The organism is Streptomyces sp. NBC_01723 (assembly GCF_036246005.1).
GTDB lineage: Bacteria > Actinomycetota > Actinomycetes > Streptomycetales > Streptomycetaceae > Streptomyces.
Map to the genome: position 1 here is coordinate 3,232,202 of NZ_CP109171.1, position 20,396 is coordinate 3,252,597.

Annotated in this window: 19 protein-coding genes and 1 tRNA gene; 8 read left to right on the forward strand and 12 right to left on the reverse strand. The window is 72.5% G+C overall.

Annotation, left to right across the window (positions count from 1 at the left end; translation table 11 throughout):
- Positions 1 to 125 precede the first annotated feature (125 nt).
- The gene (locus OIE75_RS14940) at positions 126 to 503 is read right to left on the reverse strand and encodes an STAS domain-containing protein (protein ID WP_122617044.1); all 378 of its coding nucleotides are present in this window, start codon (positions 501 to 503) and stop codon (positions 126 to 128) included.
- A 252-nt stretch (positions 504 to 755) separates the two neighbouring features.
- Between OIE75_RS14940 and OIE75_RS14945 the strand changes: the two genes are divergently transcribed.
- A complete protein-coding gene (locus OIE75_RS14945) occupies positions 756 to 1,670 on the forward strand; it encodes an RNA polymerase sigma factor SigF (RefSeq protein ID WP_373462966.1) in 915 nt (304 codons plus the stop codon).
- Between the two features lie 67 nt (positions 1,671 to 1,737).
- Here OIE75_RS14945 and hutI read toward each other — a convergent pair whose 3' ends face one another.
- Genes hutI through hutU form a run of 4 tightly spaced genes read right to left on the reverse strand, consistent with a single transcriptional unit; the run spans position 1,738 to position 7,188 of the window.
- The gene (gene hutI / locus OIE75_RS14950; RefSeq protein ID WP_307012760.1) at positions 1,738 to 2,913 is read right to left on the reverse strand and encodes an imidazolonepropionase; all 1,176 of its coding nucleotides are present in this window, start codon (positions 2,911 to 2,913) and stop codon (positions 1,738 to 1,740) included.
- Positions 2,910 to 4,304: a formimidoylglutamate deiminase gene (locus OIE75_RS14955; protein WP_329471187.1), complete on the reverse strand. Its 1,395-nt coding sequence runs from the start codon at positions 4,302 to 4,304 to the stop codon at positions 2,910 to 2,912. The genes hutI and OIE75_RS14955 overlap by 4 nt, the downstream gene beginning before the upstream one ends.
- Positions 4,301 to 5,518: an allantoate amidohydrolase gene (locus tag OIE75_RS14960; RefSeq protein ID WP_329471188.1), complete on the reverse strand. Its 1,218-nt coding sequence runs from the start codon at positions 5,516 to 5,518 to the stop codon at positions 4,301 to 4,303. The genes OIE75_RS14955 and OIE75_RS14960 overlap by 4 nt, the downstream gene beginning before the upstream one ends.
- Positions 5,515 to 7,188: a urocanate hydratase gene (gene hutU / locus OIE75_RS14965; protein WP_329471189.1), complete on the reverse strand. Its 1,674-nt coding sequence runs from the start codon at positions 7,186 to 7,188 to the stop codon at positions 5,515 to 5,517. Before hutU ends, OIE75_RS14960 begins: the two co-directional genes overlap by 4 nt.
- A 178-nt stretch (positions 7,189 to 7,366) precedes the next feature.
- On the opposite strand from hutU, the gene OIE75_RS14970 reads away from it, so the two are divergent.
- Entirely contained in the window at positions 7,367 to 8,752 is a 1,386-nt protein-coding gene (locus tag OIE75_RS14970; RefSeq protein ID WP_329473993.1) for a diaminopimelate decarboxylase, read from the forward strand.
- Positions 8,753 to 8,831: 79 nt separating this feature from the next.
- Here the strand turns inward: OIE75_RS14970 and OIE75_RS14975 are convergent, their stop codons facing one another.
- Together OIE75_RS14975 and OIE75_RS14980 are read right to left on the reverse strand one after the other, a co-directional pair.
- Positions 8,832 to 9,419 (reverse strand): hypothetical protein, encoded by a 588-nt coding sequence (locus tag OIE75_RS14975; protein ID WP_307012765.1) that lies wholly within the window; start codon positions 9,417 to 9,419, stop codon positions 8,832 to 8,834.
- Positions 9,420 to 9,531: 112 nt separating this feature from the next.
- Positions 9,532 to 10,410: a MurR/RpiR family transcriptional regulator gene (locus OIE75_RS14980; protein WP_307012766.1), complete on the reverse strand. Its 879-nt coding sequence runs from the start codon at positions 10,408 to 10,410 to the stop codon at positions 9,532 to 9,534.
- A 113-nt stretch (positions 10,411 to 10,523) separates the two neighbouring features.
- Here OIE75_RS14980 and OIE75_RS14985 point away from each other — a divergent pair, with 113 nt between their 5' ends.
- Positions 10,524 to 10,982, forward strand: a complete 459-nt coding sequence (locus tag OIE75_RS14985) for a protein-tyrosine phosphatase family protein (protein ID WP_329471190.1) — start codon at positions 10,524 to 10,526, stop codon at positions 10,980 to 10,982.
- Positions 10,983 to 11,088: 106 nt separating this feature from the next.
- Positions 11,089 to 11,511, forward strand: coding sequence for a hypothetical protein (locus OIE75_RS14990; protein WP_329473994.1), 423 nt, complete (start codon positions 11,089 to 11,091; stop codon positions 11,509 to 11,511).
- 358 nt (positions 11,512 to 11,869) lie between these two features.
- On the opposite strand, the gene OIE75_RS14995 is transcribed toward OIE75_RS14990, so the two are convergent.
- Positions 11,870 to 13,255: a cystathionine beta-synthase gene (locus OIE75_RS14995; RefSeq protein ID WP_307012768.1), complete on the reverse strand. Its 1,386-nt coding sequence runs from the start codon at positions 13,253 to 13,255 to the stop codon at positions 11,870 to 11,872.
- Positions 13,256 to 13,432: 177 nt separating this feature from the next.
- Between OIE75_RS14995 and OIE75_RS15000 the strand changes: the two genes are divergently transcribed.
- The 3 genes from OIE75_RS15000 (at position 13,433) to OIE75_RS15010 (ending at position 17,041) form a co-directional block, all read left to right on the forward strand.
- The gene (locus tag OIE75_RS15000) at positions 13,433 to 14,458 is read left to right on the forward strand and encodes an SGNH/GDSL hydrolase family protein (protein WP_307012769.1); all 1,026 of its coding nucleotides are present in this window, start codon (positions 13,433 to 13,435) and stop codon (positions 14,456 to 14,458) included.
- A gap of 261 nt (positions 14,459 to 14,719) precedes the next feature.
- Positions 14,720 to 15,940, forward strand: a complete 1,221-nt coding sequence (locus tag OIE75_RS15005; protein ID WP_329471191.1) for an acetyl-CoA C-acetyltransferase — start codon at positions 14,720 to 14,722, stop codon at positions 15,938 to 15,940.
- A gap of 297 nt (positions 15,941 to 16,237) precedes the next feature.
- Positions 16,238 to 17,041, forward strand: a complete 804-nt coding sequence (locus tag OIE75_RS15010; RefSeq protein WP_125491354.1) for a hypothetical protein — start codon at positions 16,238 to 16,240, stop codon at positions 17,039 to 17,041.
- Between the two features lie 34 nt (positions 17,042 to 17,075).
- Here the strand turns inward: OIE75_RS15010 and OIE75_RS15015 are convergent, their stop codons facing one another.
- Entirely contained in the window at positions 17,076 to 17,387 is a 312-nt protein-coding gene (locus OIE75_RS15015) for a hypothetical protein (protein WP_234961090.1), read from the reverse strand.
- Between the two features lie 103 nt (positions 17,388 to 17,490).
- On the opposite strand from OIE75_RS15015, the gene OIE75_RS15020 reads away from it, so the two are divergent.
- Positions 17,491 to 17,721 carry a DUF4287 domain-containing protein gene (locus OIE75_RS15020; RefSeq protein WP_064728274.1) on the forward strand — a complete coding sequence of 77 codons (231 nt, stop codon included), beginning with the start codon at positions 17,491 to 17,493 and terminating at the stop codon, positions 17,719 to 17,721.
- Positions 17,722 to 17,805: 84 nt separating this feature from the next.
- Here the strand turns inward: OIE75_RS15020 and OIE75_RS15025 are convergent, their stop codons facing one another.
- The 3 genes from OIE75_RS15025 to OIE75_RS15035 form a co-directional block, all read right to left on the reverse strand.
- Entirely contained in the window at positions 17,806 to 18,726 is a 921-nt protein-coding gene (locus OIE75_RS15025) for a Bax inhibitor-1/YccA family protein (protein WP_307012771.1), read from the reverse strand.
- A 168-nt stretch (positions 18,727 to 18,894) separates the two neighbouring features.
- Positions 18,895 to 20,073 (reverse strand): 4-hydroxybenzoate 3-monooxygenase, encoded by a 1,179-nt coding sequence (locus OIE75_RS15030; RefSeq protein WP_329471192.1) that lies wholly within the window; start codon positions 20,071 to 20,073, stop codon positions 18,895 to 18,897.
- Positions 20,074 to 20,215: 142 nt separating this feature from the next.
- Positions 20,216 to 20,299, reverse strand: a tRNA-Leu gene (locus tag OIE75_RS15035).
- Positions 20,300 to 20,396: the final 97 nt, after the last annotated feature.

The following is a 20,396-nucleotide window of genomic DNA, read 5'->3' on the forward strand; positions in this document are numbered from 1 at the left end:
CAGGGTCTCTCCTGCCCGACCGGGCCGTCCGAACACCCCTGCAATCGACACGAAACACGGGACGAGGCGAAAACGCCCGTCCCGTGAGGCGCACGAAACCCGCCGACGGCCGGACAAGAACCGGCTCAGCCGGACTCGTCGGCCAGGGCGGCCGCAAGCGTGTCGTGCAGCGTGAAGACCGCTTCGGCCCCCGTGATCTCGAAGACACGGGCCACCACCGGCTGCATGGCCACCAGATGCACACCGCCCCCTGCGGCCTCCGCCTTCAGCCGCGCGCCGAGCAGGACGTTGAGTCCCGTGGAGTCGCAGAACTCCAGGCGCGAGCAGTCGACGACAAGGCGATTGAATCCCTTGGCGAGGCACTCCTCCAGCGGCTCGCGCAACAGCTCGGCGGTGTGGTGATCCAACTCACCCGCCGGGGTCACGACGGCGCTGGGGCCCTCTTCCCGTACCTCGACCAGAAGCCGGCCCGACTGGGCACTGCCGACCGTCCCGCGGTCCATGCCGTTTCTCTCTCCCGAGGTCATGACTGCTTGCTGACGACCTCGAACACTACGCCTTCCGCACGCACTCCGACACCCGAACAACCGCACACAAACGGACATAAGCGTACAGAGCACACTTGCGATCGCCTCGGTAAACCCGGTAGGCCTAGGTGGACACGTAAAACGACACGGCCGGCTTTGGAGGCGCCGCACACCGCAGTGCACGCAATTGGCTTCGGCAGCCGTATGCCGAGAACGATGGAGGACACCATGTCACCCCGGCTCGACGGATCGCGTACCCAAGAAGCGACGTCGGCACTCCTTCCGGAACATCTGGATCCCATCGAGCACCCCGACGCCGTCGTCGACCACGACGGCGCACTCGCCGGGCTTCCGGACATCCCCGCGTACGACGAGGTCGCTCCGGCGGACGCCAGGGCTCTGTCCAAGACCCTCTTCGGGCGACTGGAGTCGCTGGAGGAAGGCACCTACGAGTACGCGTACGTACGCAACACGCTCGTCGAGCTGAACCTGGCTCTGGTCAAGTTCGCCGCCTCCCGCTTCCGCTCGCGCAGCGAGCCGATGGAGGACATCATCCAGGTCGGCACGATCGGCCTGATCAAGGCGATCGACCGCTTCGAGCTGTCGCGCGGTGTGGAGTTCCCCACGTTCGCGATGCCGACCATCATCGGCGAGATCAAGCGCTTCTTCCGCGACACCTCGTGGTCCGTGCGCGTCCCGCGCCGCCTCCAGGAGCTGCGGCTCGACCTCGCCAAGGCGGGCGACGAGCTGGCCCAGCGGCTCGACCGCGCCCCCACCGTGACCGAGCTGGCCGAGCACCTCGGCCTGACCCGGGACGAGGTCGTCGAGGGCATGGCGGCGTCGAACGCCTACACCGCCTCCTCGCTGGACGCCCAGCCGGAGGAGGACGACGCCGAGGGTGCGCTCGCCGACCGGATCGGCTACGAGGACCACGGGCTCGAGGGCATCGAGTACGTCGAGTCGCTGAAGCCGCTGATCGCCGAGCTGCCCGCCCGGGACCGGAAGATCCTCTCCCTCCGCTTCGTCGCGGGCATGACCCAGTCGGAGATCGGCGAGGAGCTGGGCATCTCCCAGATGCACGTGTCGCGGCTGTTGTCGCGCACGCTCGTGCGGCTGCGCAAGGGGCTCACGGTCGAGGAGTGATCCTCACCGGACGACGCTTGCCCTCCAGGGGGGTGGTCCGAGGCCGGGCCGCCCCCCTTCGGGCTGCTCAGACCACGCGTACGCCGCGCCGCCAGACCCCGCTGACCAGCGGCACGCCCGGCCGGTAGGCGAGGTGCACGTGGCTCGGGGCGTCGAGGAGCGTCAGATCGGCGTACGCGCCCGGCGTGAGGCGGCCGACGTCGTCACGGCGCAGCGCGGCGGCGCCGCCCGCGGTGGCCGACCAGACCGCCTCGTCCGGCGTCATCCCCATGTCCCGCACCGCGAGCGCGACGCAGAACGGCACCGAGGACGTGAAGGACGACCCCGGGTTGCAGTCGGTGGACAGCGCGACCGTGACCCCCGCGTCGAGCAGGCGCCGGGCGTCCGGCCACTCGGCGCGGGTGGAGAACTCGGCGCCCGGCAGCAGCGTGGCGACCGTCCTGCCGCCCGCCAGCGCGTCCACGTCGGCGTCGGTGAGGTGGGTGCAGTGGTCGGCGCTGGCGGCGTCGAGTTCGACCGCGAGCTGGACGCCCGGGCCGTAGGAGAGCTGGTTGGCGTGGACGCGGGGGTGCAGGCCCCTGGCCCTGCCCGCGGTGAGGATCGCGCGGGCCTGGTCGCCGTCGAAGGCGCCCTTCTCGCAGAACACGTCGATCCAGCGGGCGTGCGGCGCGCAGGCGTCGAGCATCTCGCCGGTGACGAGGGCGACGTAGGCGGCGGGGTCGTCGGCGAGTTCGGGGGCGACGATGTGCGCGCCGAGGAAGGTGACCTCGTCGGTGTGGCGGGCGGCGACGCGCAGGGCGCGGGACTCGTCGGCGGTGGTCAGGCCGTAGCCGGACTTGGTCTCGAAGGTCGTCGTGCCCTGGCGCAGGGCCTCCGCGAGGTAGCGGGTGAGACCCGCCTCCAGTTCCGCGTCGCTGGCGGCGCGGGTGGCGGCGACGGTGGTGCGGATGCCGCCGGCGCCGTAGGGGCGGCCGGACATGCGGGCGTTGAACTCCTCGGTGCGGTCGCCGCCGAAGAGGAGGTGCGAGTGCGAGTCCACGAAGCCGGGCAGGACCGCCCGGCCCCCGGCGTCGACCCGGTTGTCAGTGGCGGGTGCTCTGCTTGATTCACCGGTCCACGCGACGCGGTCGCCGTCGATGACGACGGCCGCGTCCCGGACCAGTCCGAGCGGGGAGCTGTCACCGAGGGAGGGGTCGTTGGTGACGAGTGCGGCGATGTTGGTGATGACGGTGCTGGTACTCATGGCGTCCGTGGCGTCCTCGTGGGGGCGGGGTTGGGTGATGGCTGGGCGCGCAGGGCTTCCACGGCCCGCGCGAGGGCCCGCGGCACCTCGGGTACGAGGGTGTGCGCCCCGTCGCGTACGACGTGCCGTCCGCCCACGACCGTGTGCCGTACGTCCGCTGCCGTCGCGGCGAATACGGCCGTCTCGGCGCCGAGCCTGGGCAGCGGCCCCGCCGTCCTGACCGAGTCGAGGGCGACCGTCGCGAGGTCGGCGCGGGCGCCGGTCTCGATCCGGCCGGTGTCGTCCCAGCCGAGGGCGGCGTGGCCGTCGGCGGTGGCGGCGCGCAGCAGTGCGGCGGCGGTCCAGTGGCCGCGGGTGCGGGTGCGCAGGCGCTCGTTCAGCTCCATGGCCCGCGCCTCTTCCAGCAGGTCGACGACGGCGTGGCTGTCGGAGCCCAGGGAGAGGGGCGAGCCCGCCCGCTGGAGGGCGGCCGCGGGGCCGATGCCGTCGGCGAGGTCCCGTTCCGTGGTGGGACACATGCAGGTGCCGGTGCGGCTGCCGCCGAGCAGGGCGACGTCCTCGTCCGTGAGGTGGGTGCTGTGGACGCCGGTGGTGCGCTCCCCCAGCACGCCGTGGTCGGCCAGCAGGCGGGTGGGGGTGCGGCCGTGGACCCGGTGACAGGCGTCGTTCTCGGCGGTCTGCTCGGACAGGTGCACGTGCAGCGGGGCCTGCCGATCCCCGGCCCAGCGCGCCACGGTCGCCAGCTGGTCCGCGGGCACGGCCCGTACGGAGTGGATCGCGGCCCCGATCCGTGCGTGATCCCGTTCCTTGAGAAGTGAAGAGCGTCGCGCCCAGGCGTCCGCCGTCCCGTCGGAGAAGCGGCGCTGGTGGGTGTTCGGGGGCTCGCCGAAGCCGGCCGACAGGTAGCAGGTGTCCAGGAGGGTGATGCGGATGCCGGCCTCGGCGGCGGCCTCGATCAGCGCCTCGCCCATCGCGTTGGGGTCGGCGTAGGGGGTGCCGCCGGGCGCGTGGTGGACGTAGTGGAACTCGCCGACGGTGGTGATGCCGGCCAGCGCCATCTCGGCGTACACCGCGCGGGCCAGGTCTCGGTAGGTGTCCGGGTTCAGCCGGTCGGCGACGGAGTACATGACCTCGCGCCAGGTCCAGAAGGTGCCGGAGCCGACCTGGACGGTGCCGCGCAGGGCCCGGTGGAAGGCGTGGCTGTGGGCGTTGGCCAGGCCGGGCAGCGTCAGTCCGCGCAGGATCTCGGCGCCGGGGGGCGGGGTGGGCGTGTCCTGGCGGACGGCGGTGATGCGGCCGTCCGCCACCTCCACGGCGACGCCCGGCTCGACGTGCGTGCCGAGCCAGGCGTGCTCCAGCCAGTAGGTCCGGGTCCGCTCGGTGGGGGTCACGTGCAGGCCAGCCCTTCCAGTGCGTCGGCGAGTGCGTTCACCCCGGCCACGCAGTCGTCCTCGGCCGCGTACTCGGCCGGGGAGTGCGAGACGCCGGTGGGGTTGCGTACGAACAGCATGGCGGTCGGGATGCGGTCGGAGAGGATTCCGGCGTCGTGTCCGGCGCCGGTGCCGAGCACGGGGACCTTCAGTTCCGTCGCGCCGCCCAGGATGCGGGCGAGTTCGTCGCGCAGGGCGTGGTCGAACTCGACGACGGGCGTGAAGGACTCGCGGACGACGTCGAGGTCGGCTCCGTGGGCCGCGGCGTACTCGCGGGCCGCCCGCTCCACCCCGGTGACCACGGCGTCCAGGCTCTGCTGGTCGGCGGCGCGGGAGTCGAGCCAGCCGCGGACCAGGGACGGGATGGCGTTGACGCCGTTGGGCTCCACACTGATCTTGCCGAAGGTGGCGACGGCCCTCGCGAGTTCGGCCTCGCGGCGGGCGGCGAGGACGGTCTCGGCGTAGGACAGCATCGGGTCGCGGCGGTCGGCGAGGCGGGTGGTGCCGGCGTGGTTGGCCTCGCCCCGGAAGTCGAACCGCCAGCGTCCGTGCGGCCAGATGGCGGAGGCGATGCCGATCCGGTCGCCGGACAGGTCGAGGGCGCGGCCCTGCTCGACGTGGAGTTCGACGAAGGCGCCGATGCGGGCGAGCCGCTCGGGGTCCGGGCCGAGGGCGTCCGGGTCGTGGCCGGCGTCCTCCATGGCCCGCGGGAGGGTGATGCCGTCCCCGTCGGTCAGCCGGTGGGCCTGTTCCACGGTGAGTGCCCCCGCGGTGAGCCGGGAGCCGACGCAGGCCAGGCCGAAGCGGGCGCCCTCCTCGTCGCCGAAATTGACGATGCCGAGCGGCCTGGTGAACCGCGATCCCCTCCCGCGCAGTTCGTCCAGGGCGGCGAAGGCGGAGACGACACCGAGGGGCCCGTCGAAGGCGCCGCCGTCGGGCACGGAGTCCAGGTGGGACCCGGTGACGACGGCGTCCCCGGCGGCCGGGTCACCGAGCCAGGCCCACTGGTTGCCGTTGCGGTCGGTCTCGTAGGCCAGCCCGCGCGCCTCGGCCTGCTCCTGGAACCAGGTGCGGCAGTCGGCGTCGGCGCCCGTCCAGGCGTAGCGGCGGTAGCCGCCGGAGGCGGAGCTGCGGCCGATCGGCAGCAGCTCCGCCCACGTGCTGTGGAAGCTCACGCGGCGCCACCCTCGCGGCCCTCGCGCATCGGCACCCGCACGCCCCGCTCCCCGGCGACCGACTCGGCGATGTCGTACCCGGCGTCGACGTGCCGGATGACGCCCATGCCGGGGTCGTTGGTGAGGACGCGGCGGATCTTCTCCCCGGCGAGTGCGGAGCCGTCGGCGACCGTCACCTGGCCGGCGTGGATGGAGCGGCCCATGCCGACGCCGCCGCCGTGGTGGAGGGAGACCCAGGAGGCACCGGAGGCCACGTTGACCATGGCGTTGAGCAGCGGCCAGTCGGCGATGGCGTCGGAGCCGTCGAGCATCGACTCGGTCTCGCGGTACGGGGAGGCGACGGAGCCGCAGTCGAGGTGGTCGCGGCCGATGACGATCGGCGCGGCCAGCTCACCGCTCGCGACCATGTCGTTGAAGCGCTCACCGGCCTTGTCGCGCTCGCCGTAGCCGAGCCAGCAGATCCGGGCGGGCAGGCCCTGGAAGTGGACCCGCTCCCCCGCCATCTTGATCCAGCGGGCCAGCGACTCGTTCTCCGGGAAGAGGTCGAGGATCGCCTTGTCGGTCTTGGCGATGTCGGCGGGGTCGCCGGACAGGGCGGCCCAGCGGAAGGGGCCCTTGCCCTCGCAGAAGAGGGGGCGGATGTAGGCGGGGACGAAGCCGGGGAAGGCGAAGGCCCGGTCGTATCCGGCGAGCTGGGCCTCGCCGCGGATGGAGTTGCCGTAGTCGAAGACCTCGGCGCCGGCGTCCTGGAAGCCGACCATGGCCTCGACGTGCCGGGCCATGGACTCGCGGGCGCGGGTGGTGAAGCCCGCCGGGTCCTCGAGGGCGGCGTCGGCCATGTCCTCGAAGGCGATCCCGGTGGGCAGGTAGGCCAGCGGGTCGTGGGCCGAGGTCTGGTCGGTGACGATGTCGATGGGGGCGCCCATGGCGAGCAGCTGCGGGACCAGCTCGGCGGCGTTGCCGAGGACACCGATGGACAGCGGCTTACGCCGGTCCCGGGCCTCGGTGGCCAGCTGGAGGGCGTGGTCGAGGGAGTCGGCCCGCACGTCGAGGTAGCGGTGCTCGATGCGCCGGTCGATGGCGCGCGGGTCGCAGTCGACGCAGATCACGACGCCGTCGTTCATGGTGACGGCGAGGGGCTGGGCGCCGCCCATGCCGCCGAGGCCGGCGGTGAGGGTGATGGTGCCGGCGAGGGTTCCGCCGAACTTCTTGGCGGCGACGGCGGCGAAGGTCTCGTAGGTGCCCTGGAGGATGCCCTGGGTGCCGATGTAGATCCAGGAGCCGGCCGTCATCTGCCCGTACATGGTCAGGCCGAGGGCCTCCAGGCGGCGGAACTCCTCCCAGGTGGCCCAGTCGCCGACGAGGTTGGAGTTGGCGATGAGGACGCGCGGGGCCCACTCGTGGGTCTGCATGACGCCGACCGGTCGGCCGGACTGGACGAGCATCGTCTCGTCCTGCTTGAGCTTCTCCAGGGTGCGGACCATGGCGTCGAAGGAGCGCCAGTCGCGGGCCGCCTTGCCCGTGCCGCCGTAGACGACGAGCTTGTCGGGGTGCTCGGCGACCTCGGGGTCGAGGTTGTTCTGCAGCATCCGCAGGGCGGCCTCCTGCTGCCAGCCCAAGGCGCTCGGCGTCGTACCGCGTGGCGCTCGGACGGCGCGGGGTCCGGACATGGTCTGCCTCCTGGTGGCTTGCTCCCGGGCGGATTATTGCTACGGATATTCACATACTCGCTTCGTGAATAGAACTAGTCAATACGTTCGTGTCCCGCGCCGGGCGCGTGCGAGTGTGGGGCTGGACGCGTAGGCAGGCTGCGACGACAGGGAGGATCGCGTGAGCGACGGCACGGGCATGAGCGGTGACCTCGACGGCACGGGGACGGAGCGGGCCGCGCGGCGGGACGGGGCGGTGCGGGCCGCGGTGGAGCAGGGGCTGCTCGGGCCGGACGTTCCGATCGTCGGGCTCCTCGACGTCGCCGGGATCCGGGAGTCGGCGGCGGCCCTGCGGGCGGCGTTCGACGCGGTGACGGCGCCCGGTACGCCCGTGCTGCACGCCTTCGCGGTCAAGGCGACCCCGCTGGTCCCGGTGGTGCGGCTGTTGCACGAGGAGGGCATCGGCGTGGAGGTGGCCAGCCCCGGCGAGCTGGCGCTGGCCCGGGCCGCGGGGGTGCCGGCGGAGCGGACGGTGCTGGACTCGCCCGCGAAGACGCCGGCCGAGCTGCGGGAGGCGCTGGAGCTGGGGATCGCGGTCAACGCGGACAACCCCCAGGAACTGGAGCGCCTCGACGCCCTGGTGAAGGCCGTACCCGACACCGCCTCGCCCCTCGGAATCCGGGTGAACCCGCAGGTTGGCGGGGGTTCCATCGAGGCCCTCTCGACGGCGACCGCGACCTCGAAGTTCGGCGTTGCGCTGCGGGACGAGGGGGCGCGGGAGTGGGTGGTGCGGGCCTACCTGGACCGGCCGTGGCTGACCCGGCTGCACACCCACACCGGGTCCCAGGGCATCCCGCTCACCCTGATGGCCGAGGGCGTGGCGGCGTCGTACGCCCTCGCCGAGGAGATCAACGAGCGGGCCGGGCGGCAGCAGGTCGACACCCTGGACATCGGCGGCGGGCTGCCGGTGAACTTCGCGTCGGACGAGGAGTCACCGACGTACGCCGAGTACGCGCGCGCGCTGCGCGAGGCGGTGCCGGGGCTGTTCGACGGGCGCTACGGGCTGGTCACCGAGTTCGGGCGGTCCCTGCTGGCCAAGCACGGCACGGTCGTGGCGCGCGTGGAGTACGCCAAGAGGGCGGGCGGGCGGCCGGTCGCGGTGACGCACGCGGGCGTGCAGGTCGCGACGCGGACGGTGTACGCGCCGGGGGCGTGGCCGCTGCGGATCGCCGCGTACGACGGCAAGGGGTTGCCGAAGGAGGGGCCCGACGTGGTGCAGGACGTGGCGGGGCCGGCGTGCTTCGCGGGCGACCTGCTGGCCGTGGGGCGGGCGATGCCGTTGCTGGCGCAGGGGGACTACGCGGCGGCGCTGGACACGGGGGCGTACTACTTCGCGCATCACTACGCGTACAACTCGCTGGCGCGGCCCGGGGTGTACGGGTTCGTCTCCGACGGGGGCGGGGGTGTCTCCTTCGCCACCGTGCGGGAGGAGCAGCGCGTTGAGGAGATCGTGGCCGAGGCGGGTGGGGGTCACGCCGACGCGCTGACCGCCGCCGTTCGCCGTGGGGGCACCGGCCGTGCGTAGGCCGGGTATGCGTCGCTGCCGGGCGCGCCCACGCGGCGGAGCCGCGTGAGGTCACCGGCCCGCGCCCCTGACGATGCCGTCAGGCCAGTGTCGGGGCCTTGCGCCTCGCGCCGCCCGGGGCCGCGTCGCCCGCCGCGATGCCCGTGCTGCGGTAGGCCCTGACCGTCTTGCCCGCCGGGCGGCCGGTGTTGTCGGCGAGCCAGTCCACGCGGACCCACAGCAGGGCCTCGCCGGACTGTTCGCGGCGGCCGATCCAGGCGGACTTGAGCCACAGGCCCGCGCCGCAGCCGGCCATCAGCAGTCCGCCCGCGGCGGGCACGGCGAAGGCGCTGCCCAGGGCGGCGAGGAAGGCGAGGAGCAGCCACCAGCGGTGGCCCCGGCGCCAGTTGCGCAGGGTCACCGCGCGGTCCTGGAGCACGTCGTGCCTGCCCGCGCGGGCGGCCGAACCGGCCAGGGCCGTGTAGCGCCCGCGCCGCGTCCACGCCACGGCGGCCGCCGCGACCATGAACAGCGCGGCGCCGGCCAGTACGCCGATCCGGCGCCCGGTCAGCCCCGGCACCAGCACGCCGACGCCCGCCGCGAGAACGCCCAGCCACCACAGCGGTGCGGCTCCCGCCCGTACGACGACGGCGACCCGAGCCAGCCCCACCTGTCCTGCGCGCGCCACGTCCTGCCTCCCGTCCCGTTTCTGCCCGTCCGACACGTTTGAAGGGCGGGTCAGGCGCCGCACGGTAACGGGGCAAGCTGAGACGAGTCTGAGAACGCGTCAGCCGTCCGGGTCACTCCACGAACAGCCCCCGCGCCGCGGCCTTGGTGTCGAACTCCTCCAGCCGGGCCTGCGCGTCCGGCAGGTCGTCGCACATCGCCTCGAGCAGCACCCGGCCCAGCAGCATCGGCGCGCAGGCGGTGTCGAACGCGAGGCCCGTGCCGACGGCGGCGGGCAGCAGCAGGTCGGACACCTTGGCGACCGGCGCGAAGGCGGAGTCGGCGACCGTCACCACCATGAGCCCGGCCTCCTTGGCGTGGGTGAGCGCGTCGACGACCTCGCGCGGATGCCGGGGCAGGGCGAAGCAGAGCAGGGCGGTGGCGCCGGCCCGGACGGCGGCGTCGACGCGGTCGTGGAGCATCGTGCCGCCCTCGTTGAGCAGCCGGACGTCCGGGTGGACCTTCGCGGCGAAGTAGGCGAAGCCGTGCGCCTGGGCCGCGGCGGCCCGCAGTCCGAGCACCGGCAGCGGCCGGCTGCCGGCGAGCAGGCGGCCCGCCTCCGCCACCGGCCCGGGGTCGGCCAGCACCTCCGCCAGATGCCGCAGGTTCTCGATCTCCGCGGCCACCGCCTGCTGGTACTCGTTGCGGGAGGCGGTGCCGGCTTCCGGTTCCGCCGGGGCGACCTCGCGCAGGTGGCGGCGGAGCGCCGGGTAGCCGTCGAAGCCGAGGGCGACGGCGAAGCGGGTCACCGACGGCTGGCTGACCCCGGCCAGTTCGGCCAGCTCGACGCTCGACAGGAAGGGCACCTCGGGCGCCCGGCGCACCATGCTGTGCGCGATGCGCCGCTGGGTCGGCGTCAGCCGGTGCCCCTCGAAGAGCGCCTGGAGCCGTGCGGCCGGGCTGTCGGCCCCGCCCGTCCCCCCACTCGCGCCGGCCCCACTGGTCCCGCTCATGGCCTGCTCCCCCTAGGTGTATTCACGTCGCCCGGTCACTGCATACCGTTATACATCCAGGCGCCGGAGGGCACGATGCCGAGCGCGACGGGACCGAGGGAACAGGACGACGGATGACCGAATCATGGGACGCCGGCACCCCCGGGCTGGTGGAGCTGCCCTCGGGCCGCAGGCTCAGGGGACGCGGCCTCCGATACGACCTGCCGGAGGGGCAGACGCCGACGTACACCGTGCACCTGACGGATCACGAGCCGCCCAGCCCGCCGTGGGAGTCGGTCTGGGTGCCCTGGCGGGACTTCTGGCTCCCCGCCGACCCGATGGACGCGATGCGCAAGCTCCGCGACGCCTACGAGCGCGCGCCGGGCGAGCGCGTGGAGGTCTGCTGCGGGGGCGGCGTCGGCCGGACCGGTACCGCGCTGTCCGCGATCTGCGTCTTCGAGGGCATGGACCCCGAGGAGGCGGTCAGGTGGGTGCGGCGCAACTACCACTCCCGTGCCGTCGAGGTGCCCTGGCAGCGGCGCTTCGTCCGTCAGGTCCACGCCGCGAGCACCGGCGGCATCGGGCGGGCGTGACCTCGTCCGTCCTCGCTGACCCCTGCGGGACATCCCCCACCGGATACGGGGGCTGTCCCCAGTGCCACCGCCTCCCCGGCCGCCTACCTTGAGTGACATGACGGGAATGGACGCGCGGGACGCCGACCTCAGGAAAGAACTCGACGCCACCCTGCAGACCCGCAGGGAGCTGGGCGAGGAGTACGAGTCCGCGCTGGTCGACTCGTTCCTGGAGAAGGTCGACCAGCGCATCGACGGCGCGGTCGAGCGCCGGGTGCGCCGGCAGTTCGCCGAGCAGCAGATGACCACGGCCCGGGAGAGCCGGACGCCGAGGTCCACGGACTCGTTCGGCGAGCGCTTCGGCTTCGGCATCGTCTCGCTGGTGCTCGCCGTCCCGCTCTCCGCGATCGGCGGCGGAGTCGCCGACCTCCCCGGACTGCTGGTCGCCTGGGCGGGCATCGTCGGGGTGAACGTCGTACAGGCCGCCCGCACCAACCCGGGCCTGTTCGGACGCCGCCGCGCCCGGCGGGACGACGCCTGGGAGGACTGACAGAGGGGCTGGCGGAAGACTGCGCGGGGACCGCCGGCACCCCCATCACTGGGGGGCGGGACGACGGCGGTCCCCGCGGGGGACGCGCGGTGCCGGGCCTCACGGCCGGGGCGGCGCGTCCGTGGCGTCCTTGGAGGTCCGGGAGCCGCTCCGGAAGGTCCGTGACGCCGTTCGGCGCCGGCCGGACCGGGGAGCCGCTCCCAATCCCGCCGACACCGCATACTCTGCCGGTCGCGTGTTAAGCGACTGCTGCGCGCACGTGACGTGCGCGTACCGCTTCCGCGAAGTCCACGAAGATCGCGGAGCGGGCCAAGTCGGCGGTGCGCATCGGGGATTCACCCGGCGGACACCGCCGGTTCTACTTCCCGCGGGCCAGGAAGGACAGCAGGTCCTGACGGCTCACCACGCCGGTGGGCCTGCCCTCGACGAGGACGATCGCCGCGTCGGCGCGGCCGAGCACCGACATCAGGTCCTCGACCGGCTCGCCGGAGCCGACCTGCGGCAGCGGGGCGGACATGTGCTTCTCCAGCGGGTCGTCCAGCGAGGCGCGCTTGGTGAAGAGGGCGTCCAGCAGCTCGCGTTCCACGACCGAGCCGACGACCTCGGCGGCCATCACGTCCGGGTGGCCGGCGCCGGGCTTGACGATGGGCATCTGCGAGACGCCGTACTCGCGCAGCACCTCGATGGCCTGACCGACCGTCTCGTCCGGGTGCATGTGGACGAGGGAGGGGATCGAGTCGCCCTCCTTGTGGTTCAGGACGTCGGCGACGCGGGCGCTGGGGCCGGCGTCCTCCAGGAAGCCGTAGTCGGCCATCCACTCGTCGTTGAAGATCTTGCTGAGGTAACCGCGCCCGCTGTCCGGCAGCAGTACGACCACCACGTCGTCCTCGCCGAGCCGCGCCGCCACCTCGAGCGCCGCGACGACCGCCATGCCGCAGGAGCCGCCCACCAGCAGGCCCTCCTCCTTGGCGAGGCGGCGGGTCATCTGGAAGGAGTCCTTGTCGGAGACGGGGACGATCTCGTCGGCGACGTTCCGGTCGTACGCGGTCGGCCAGAAGTCCTCGCCGACGCCCTCGACCAGGTACGGCCGTCCGGAACCGCCGGAGTAGACGGAGCCCTCGGGGTCGGCGCCGATGACCTGCACGGCGCCGTCGCTGATCTCCTTCAGGTACCGGCCGGTGCCGGAGATGGTGCCGCCGGTGCCGACACCGGTCACGAAGTGGGTGAGCTTCCCCGCGGTCTGCTCCCACAGCTCGGGGCCCGTGGAGTGGTAGTGGGAGAGCGGGTTGTGCGGGTTGGAGTACTGGTCCGGCTTCCAGGCGCCCGGCGTCTCGCGGACCAGCCGGTCGGAGACGTTGTAGTAGGAGTCCGGGTGCTCGGGGTCGACCGCGGTCGGGCAGACGACGACCTCGGCGCCGTACGCGCGCAGGACGTTGATCTTGTCGGTGGACACCTTGTCAGGGCAGACGAAGATGCACTTGTAGCCCTTCTGCTGGGCCACGATCGCGAGGCCCACGCCGGTGTTGCCGCTGGTGGGCTCGACGATCGTGCCGCCGGGCTGCAGCTCTCCGCTCTTCTCGGCGGCCTCGATCATGCGCAGGGCGATGCGGTCCTTCACCGAGCCGCCCGGGTTGAAGTACTCCACCTTGGCCAGGACGGTAGCCCTCAGGCCCTTGGTCACGCTGTTGAGCCGCACCAGCGGGGTGTTGCCGACGAGGCTGATCATCGAGTCGTGGAAATGCACCGTGGTCTCCGGATGCCGCAAAGGATGGGTCGTTTATCGGTCCGGCCAGCCTATGGCCTGCCCGCCCCGTGCACCCGCCCGTGCCACGTGACGGTCGTTCACTCCCCGTTGAGATTGGACAACCGTCCGTACGGGGCAAGGAGTGGGTGTACGGCTTGAAGGAGGTGGCGGCGACGTATGACGAGCATGTCCAGAGCGAGGGTGGCGCGCCGGATCGCTACGGGAGCGGCTTACGGAGGCGGCGGCATCGGGCTGGCCGGTGCGGCCGCGGTCGGTCTGCTGCTGGCGGAGGTGCAGCTGGCCAGGCGCCGGGTGGGCATCGGCACGCCCGACCGGGTGCCGAACGCGCAGGGGCTGTACGGGGACGGCCTGCCGACGGCCGGTGAGCCGCCGCTGCGCCTGATGATGCTGGGCGATTCCACGGCCGCCGGGCAGGGTGTGCACCGGGCCGGCCAGACACCGGGCGCGCTGCTGGCCTCGGGGCTGGCGGCGGTGGCCGAGCGGCCGGTGGACCTGGGTTCGGTCGCGGCGCCCGGGGCGTGTTCGGACGACCTGGACCGGCAGGTGGCGCTGGTGCTCGCGGAGCACGGCCGGGTCCCCGACATCTGCGTGATCATGATCGGCGCCAACGACGTCACCCACCGGATGCCGGCGACCCAGTCGGTCCGGCACCTGTCGGCGGCGGTACGGCGGCTGCGCACGGCCGGCGCGGAGGTAGTGGTCGGCACCTGCCCGGACCTGGGCACGATCGAGCGGGTGCGGCAGCCGCTGCGCTGGGTGGCCCGGCGCACCTCGCGGCAGCTGGCGGCGGCGCAGACCATCGGCGTCGTGGAGCAGGGCGGGCGCACGGTGTCGCTGGGCGACCTGCTGGGCCCGGAGTTCGCGCAGAACCCGCGCGAGCTGTTCGGCCCCGACAACTACCACCCCTCCGCCGAGGGGTACGCCACGGCCGCGATGGCCGTCCTGCCGTCGGTGTGCGCCGCGCTCGGCCTGTGGCCGGCCGAGGAGGAGCACCCCGACGCCCTGCGCCGCGAGGGCTTCCTGCCGGTGGCCCGGGCGGCGGCGGAAGCGGCCTCCGAGGCCGGCACGGAGGTCGCGGCGGCGATGCCGACGGGGCCCCGGGGGCCGTGGGCACTGCTCAAGCGCCGCCGGCGCCGCAGGGTGTCGGAGGCAGAACCCGCACCGTCGGCTCAGCCGAGGTAGGGGCGGGGTGCCGCTGCGGCGGCCTCCTTCAGCCCGTCCGGCGTTTGAGGACGAGGCCGTCCAGGCCGACGGGGGTCTGGGGGCGCCCCCCCCAGGTCGACGGCCACCACGACGCCCCGCGCCGACAACGTCCAACCGCCGGAGGCAAAAGCAAGCGCTTAGAAAGTTGCGGTCCATGTCACACCCCCACACCCGTGACCCAGGCCATACGTCCGGGTAACTTCCCCAGCAGCCGCCCACCGCCTCTCCACTGGAGCCGTGATGCCCGAAGCCGTGATCGTTTCTGCCGCCCGCTCCCCCATCGGCCGCGCTTTCAAGGGCTCCCTGAAGGATCTGCGCCCCGACGACCTGGCCGCCACGATCATCCAGTCCGCGCTCGCCAAGGTTCCGGAACTCGACCCCCGGGACATCGACGACCTGATGCTCGGCTGCGGCCTGCCCGGCGGCGAGCAGGGCAACAACCTCGGCCGTATCGTCGCCGTCGAGATGGGCATGGACCACCTGCCGGGCTGCACCGTCACCCGGTACTGCTCCTCGTCCCTGCAGACCTCCCGCATGGCCCTGCACGCCATCAAGGCCGGCGAGGGCGACGTCTTCGTCTCGGCCGGCGTCGAGATGGTCTCCCGGTTCGCCAAGGGCAACTCCGACAGCCTGCCGGACACGCGCAATCCGCTGTTCGCCGAGGCGGAGGCCCGTACCGCCGCCGTCGCCGGGCAGGAGGGCACCACCTGGCACGACCCGCGCGAGGACGGCCTGGTCCCCGACCCGTACATCGCGATGGGCCAGACCGCCGAGAACCTCGCCCGCTCCAAGGGCGTCACCCGGCAGGACATGGACGAGTTCGGCGTCCGCTCCCAGAACCTCGCCGAGGAAGCCATCAAGAACGGCTTCTGGGAGCGCGAGATCACCCCGGTGACCCTCCCCGACGGCACCGTCGTCGCCAAGGACGACGGCCCCCGCGCCGGCGTCACCCTGGAGGGCGTACAGGGCCTGAAGCCGGTGTTCCGCCCCGACGGGCTGGTCACCGCCGGCAACTGCTGCCCGCTCAACGACGGCGCCGCCGCCCTCGTGATCATGAGCGACACCAAGGCCCGCGAGCTGGGCCTGACCCCGCTCGCCCGGATCGTCTCCACCGGCGTCTCCGGCCTCTCCCCCGAGATCATGGGCCTGGGCCCGGTCGAGGCCAGCAAGCAGGCCCTGTCCCGCGCCGGGCTGGGCATCGGCGACATCGACCTGGTCGAGATCAACGAGGCGTTCGCCGCGCAGGTCATCCCCTCCTACCGCGACCTCGGCATCCCGCTGGAGAAGCTGAACGTCAACGGCGGTGCCATCGCCGTCGGCCACCCCTTCGGCATGACCGGTGCCCGCATCACCGGCACGCTCATCAACTCCCTCCAGTGGCACGACAAGCAGTTCGGCCTGGAGACGATGTGCGTCGGCGGCGGCCAGGGCATGGCGATGGTCATCGAGCGCCTGAGCTGACGGCCGTACCGGGCGGGTGACTGAAGGACTGTCAGTAGCGCCCGGGGGACCCTGCGTGACGCCACGGCCCGGGGCCCTGTGACCACAGGGTTCTGGGCCGTTTTGTGACCCAATCTCCCCCAGGATGTGACCTACCTCTCCCGCCCCCTTGATTTACGCAGGTCAGACCAACCACACCCCTCCCTACCGGGCCCAAAGTCCTGTCCGTTTCGTGACGTTACGCACTGACAGACGGTTAGTCCTCCCTTCAAGCTGATGTAGGAAGTCGGGGGTCGACTTTGAACCGGGAGTACGTCAGTGAGCGCCATGCCGATCGCCCTGCTGCTCACCACGGCCGCCACCGGCGCCGTGGGCGTCGCCGTCCTGCGCAGCATTCTGGTGCTGCGCCGGCAGGTGACCGCCCTGCGCGCCGAGCTGGCCGAGAGCCGGGCAACCGCAACGCGGGGCCGTGTGCCGGCCGCCCGCACCACCGCCGACGCCGAGGAGATACGCGCCGCCGTCGCGGAGGCGCTCGCCGAGGAGCGCGAGCGGGAACTCGCCGAGGCGAGGGCCTTCTGGGCCGCCCAGGAGTCGCGGGACGCGTCCGACGCCCCGCTGCTGCTCGGGCTGACCGACAGTGAGCTGTTCCTGCCCCGTCAGGCCGACCTCGTGGGGCTGGAGCCCGTGATCGAGCCGGTCGCGGAGAGCGACGAGCCGTCCGCGCAGGACCTCGCCGGCCCGAGGGACTCCGCCGAGCTGGCCGCCGCGCGCCGCCGGCACCCCTCGCACCCGGACTTCGTACCGAACCCGGCACCGGCCGTGAACGACCACGAGCGGACCGTCGCCACCCTGGAGGGGCTGGCCGAGTCGGGCGTCACGCTCGCGGACGTCCGTCCGGGGCCGCTGGGCACCCTCGACGTGTACGTCTTCTCCGACGGCACCACCCTGTGCATGACCCCGGGCCACCGCGAGACCGCGGAGCGCCTGGCGGACGCGCTGGGCGCCGGCCAGACTCCGTACCTCCTCGGCGGCTCGGGGATCTCCGGCGCCTACACGCTGACCTTCGCGTGCGGCGAGGAGAACGTGTACATCCTGGCGGACCGGGTCATCGCGTCCCTGTAGTCCTGGCACACAGGACTACTGCCGCACCGAGTCCCTAGACCCCGGCCCGCTTGCGGGCCTCCTCCACCAGCCCCGCCGCTTCTTCCACCTGGCCCTCGTCCGTCAGTACGAGGGCCAAGTCGTGTGCGGCGACGGCGATCTGGTCGGCGGCCGCGAACATGCCCGCGTCGGGCATCAGACGGGGCTCGGCCCCCGGTTCCTCGATCAGCTGGGCGCGCCGGGCCAGCTCCCTGGCCAGCTCCAGCGCCTCGGCGGCGGCGCCGCGTTGGAGTCTGCTCTGCGGGGCGGCCCGCAGCCGGTCGGCGAAGTCGTCCACGGCACGGGTCAAAGGCGTCGTATCAACCACGGCGCGAGCGTACGCGGCCGTCCGGGACTGTTGCCAACGGGCGAACACTCAGGCACGGTGACCTGAAGGACCGGCTTACATCCCCTTTCGCCCGGAGGCGCCGATGTCCCAAGTCTTCTCCGAGGAGACCCATCGCAATCTGCTCGCCCGCATTCCCCAGTGCACCGGTCGTGAGATCTCCGACTGGCTGCGTGCCGTCGAGGACGGCCCCTCCCTTTTCCGCTTCGAGGAGAAGGTCAGCTGGCTCCGCCACGAACACAACCTCGCGTACGGCCACGCGAAGGCCATCGTCCACGAGTACGACCTGAGAAGGGCCGCGCGCAACCTGCTCTGAGCGGGGGCGCCGGCACCACGACGACGAAGGGCCCCGGGCTTGAAGCCCGGGGCCCTTCACTTGTCACACCGACGGCGGTATCCGCTAGTCGTTGCTGTTCAAGATCGCGATGAGTCGCAGGAACTCGAGGTAGATCCAGACCAGCGTCAGCGTGAGGCCGAAGGCCGCGAGCCAGGCCTCCTCGCGCGGCGCACCGTAGGCGAGCCCGTCCTCGACCTGCTTGAAGTCCAGGGCGAGGAAGCAGGCGCCGAGGATGACGCCGACGATGCCGAAGACGACACCGAGCGCACCACTGCGGAAACCGAGGCCGTCGCCGCCGCCGAAGACGGCGAACAGCAGGTTCACCATCATCAGGAAGACGAAGCCGAGCGCCGCCGCCATCACGAAGCCGTAGAAGCGGCGGTTGACGCGGATCCAGCCGGCCTTGTAGGCGATCAGCACACCGGCGAAGACCGCCATCGTGCCGATCACGGCCTGCATGGCCGCGCCGTCCGCGATGCGGTTGTCGACGACGCTGGAGACGACGCCGAGGAAGACACCCTCGAACGCCGCGTACGACAGGATCAGCGCGGGCGAGGCCTTGCGCTTGAAGGACTGGACGAGCGCCAGGACCATGCCGATCAGGGCGGCACCGATACCGATGCCGTACGAGCGGCCGATGTTGGCGTCGTCCACGGGCAGCAGCGCCCACGCGAGCGCGGCGGTCACCACGAGCACGCCGAGCGTGCTGCCGGTGCGGATGACGACGTCGTCCATCGTCATCCGGCCGGTGGTGGCCGGCGCCTGCGGCGGCGTGCCGTACTGAAGGTCCTGCTGGGCGTACGGGTTCTGCGCGTACGGGTTGTCCGCGGGCTGGGCGTACGGGGTGCCCTGCGTGCCCTGCGCGTACGGGTTGCCCTGCGTGGCGACGGCGGGTCCCCCGGCCTGCGGCGCGGCGTTGAAGCCCGCGTAGCCGTTGTCGCGGCTGAACCCCCGTCGCGAGAAGACCGGGTTTCTGCTCCTCATTTCACTCCTCCATGGCCACACGGCGCAGCCTTGGCTCAAGAGTAATAGAACGGCAAAGGAATGACCCTACTGCTTGGGGAGGATCTTTCCCTCGCTCTGGCGCACAACACGCTACGCCGATCAGTGATTCCCCTCACGGCCGGGGCCCCAGGGGACGTCCGGGACCGCTCACCCGATCGGGAACCCGGTGTAGGCCTCGGCGAGGTCGGTCTCGGCGGCGCGGGAGGAGGCGATCCGGTCCAGACGGGCCACTTGGAGGCGGTCGTCGAAGGGCGTGGCGGCCGGGTCGCGGTGCAGCAGGGTCGTCATGTCGTACGAGAACCGCTCGGCCTGCCAGACGCGGCGCAGGCAGGTGGCGGAGTAGGCGTCGAGCAGCGCGTCGGAGCCGGTCCCGGCGCGGTGGGCCAGCGCCCGCGCGAGGGTGACGACGTCGCCGACGGCGAGGTTGAGGCCCTTGGCGCCGGTGGGCGGCACGATGTGCGCGGCGTCGCCGGCCAGGAAGAGGCGGCCGTACCGCATGGGCTCGTGGACGTGGGAACGCATGGGGGTGACGGACTTCTGGGTGATGGGGCCGCGGCGCAGCGTCCAGTCGTCGTCGGTCTCGAAGCGGCGCTCCAGCTCGGCCCAGATCGCGTCGTCGCTCCAGCTGTCGGCGTCCGTGTCCGCGGGGACCTGGAGGTAGAGGCGGGAGACGGACGGGGAGCGCATGGACAGCAGGGCGAAGCCGCGGTCGTGGCGGGCGTAGACCAGCTCGTGGTGGGAGGGGGCGACGTCGGCGAGGATGCCGAGCCAGCCGAAGGGGTACGTCCGTTCGAAGGTGCGGCCGTTCGGGACCGCCGTCCGGGCGATGCCCCAGAAGCCGTCGCAGCCGACGACGTAGTCGCACTCCAGGACGTCCTCCGTCCCGTCGGCGCCGCCGTGCCGGAAGCGGATGCGCGGGCGGTCGGTCCCGGCGCCCTCCACGGCCAGCGCCTCGGCCTCGAAGAGCAGCGGCCCGCCGTCCTCCAACTGGAGGGCGATGAGGTCCTTGCAGACCTCGGTCTGGGCGTAGACCATGACGGACCTGCCGCCGGTGAGCGCGGGGAAGTCCACGCGGTGGCGCCGCCGGTCGAAGCGCAGCTCGATGCCGTCGTGGCGCAGCCCCTCGCGGTCCATCCGCTCCCCCGCCCCGGCCGCGCGCAGCACGTCCACCGTGCCCTGCTCCAGGATCCCGGCGCGCTGCCGGCGTTCGACGTAGGCGCGGTCGCGGCTCTCCAGGACGACCGAGTCGATCCCGGCGTCGTGGAGCAGCCGGGCCAGCAGGAGTCCGGCGGGTCCGGCCCCGATGATGCCGACGGTGGTGCGCATCGGTCGTCCCTTCGTCGCGTTCGCTTGTTCGCGTGGTGAAATTTCCTTCACCGAATATCGGGGTGAGTTTCCGACCACACGCGCGCCGCTGTCAACGGTTCAGGGGGTGGGAGCCTGCGGAACTGAAGGGAAGCGTCGGAAGTGCCCGGAGCCGGACTTGAACCGGCACGCCCTCGAAGGGGCAGCGAGGTTTAAGCTCGCCGTGTCTGCATTCCACCATCCGGGCAGGCCATGGGCTCCGCGTCGAGTGTCTTGAGCCTATCGGGACACACCTCCCGAACCGTGGGCGGGAGGTGCGATGTTGTCTTATTTTATTGGCGCCT

Excerpts from the sequence above, each read along its gene's own strand:
- OIE75_RS14940 (WP_122617044.1), bottom strand. The coding sequence starts at position 503 with ATGGACCGCGGGACGGTCGGCAGTGCCCAGTCGGGCCGGCTTCTGGTC.
- OIE75_RS14945 (WP_373462966.1), top strand. The coding sequence starts at position 756 with ATGTCACCCCGGCTCGACGGATCGCGTACCCAAGAAGCGACGTCGGCA.
- hutI (WP_307012760.1), bottom strand. The coding sequence starts at position 2,913 with ATGAGTACCAGCACCGTCATCACCAACATCGCCGCACTCGTCACCAAC.
- hutU (WP_329471189.1), bottom strand. The coding sequence starts at position 7,188 with ATGTCCGGACCCCGCGCCGTCCGAGCGCCACGCGGTACGACGCCGAGC.
- OIE75_RS14970 (WP_329473993.1), top strand. The coding sequence starts at position 7,367 with ATGAGCGGTGACCTCGACGGCACGGGGACGGAGCGGGCCGCGCGGCGG.
- OIE75_RS14980 (WP_307012766.1), bottom strand. The coding sequence starts at position 10,410 with ATGAGCGGGACCAGTGGGGCCGGCGCGAGTGGGGGGACGGGCGGGGCC.
- OIE75_RS14985 (WP_329471190.1), top strand. The coding sequence starts at position 10,524 with ATGACCGAATCATGGGACGCCGGCACCCCCGGGCTGGTGGAGCTGCCC.
- OIE75_RS14990 (WP_329473994.1), top strand. The coding sequence starts at position 11,089 with ATGGACGCGCGGGACGCCGACCTCAGGAAAGAACTCGACGCCACCCTG.
- OIE75_RS15000 (WP_307012769.1), top strand. The coding sequence starts at position 13,433 with ATGACGAGCATGTCCAGAGCGAGGGTGGCGCGCCGGATCGCTACGGGA.
- OIE75_RS15005 (WP_329471191.1), top strand. The coding sequence starts at position 14,720 with ATGCCCGAAGCCGTGATCGTTTCTGCCGCCCGCTCCCCCATCGGCCGC.
- OIE75_RS15020 (WP_064728274.1), top strand. The coding sequence starts at position 17,491 with ATGTCCCAAGTCTTCTCCGAGGAGACCCATCGCAATCTGCTCGCCCGC.
- OIE75_RS15025 (WP_307012771.1), bottom strand. The coding sequence starts at position 18,726 with ATGAGGAGCAGAAACCCGGTCTTCTCGCGACGGGGGTTCAGCCGCGAC.
- OIE75_RS15030 (WP_329471192.1), bottom strand. The coding sequence starts at position 20,073 with ATGCGCACCACCGTCGGCATCATCGGGGCCGGACCCGCCGGACTCCTG.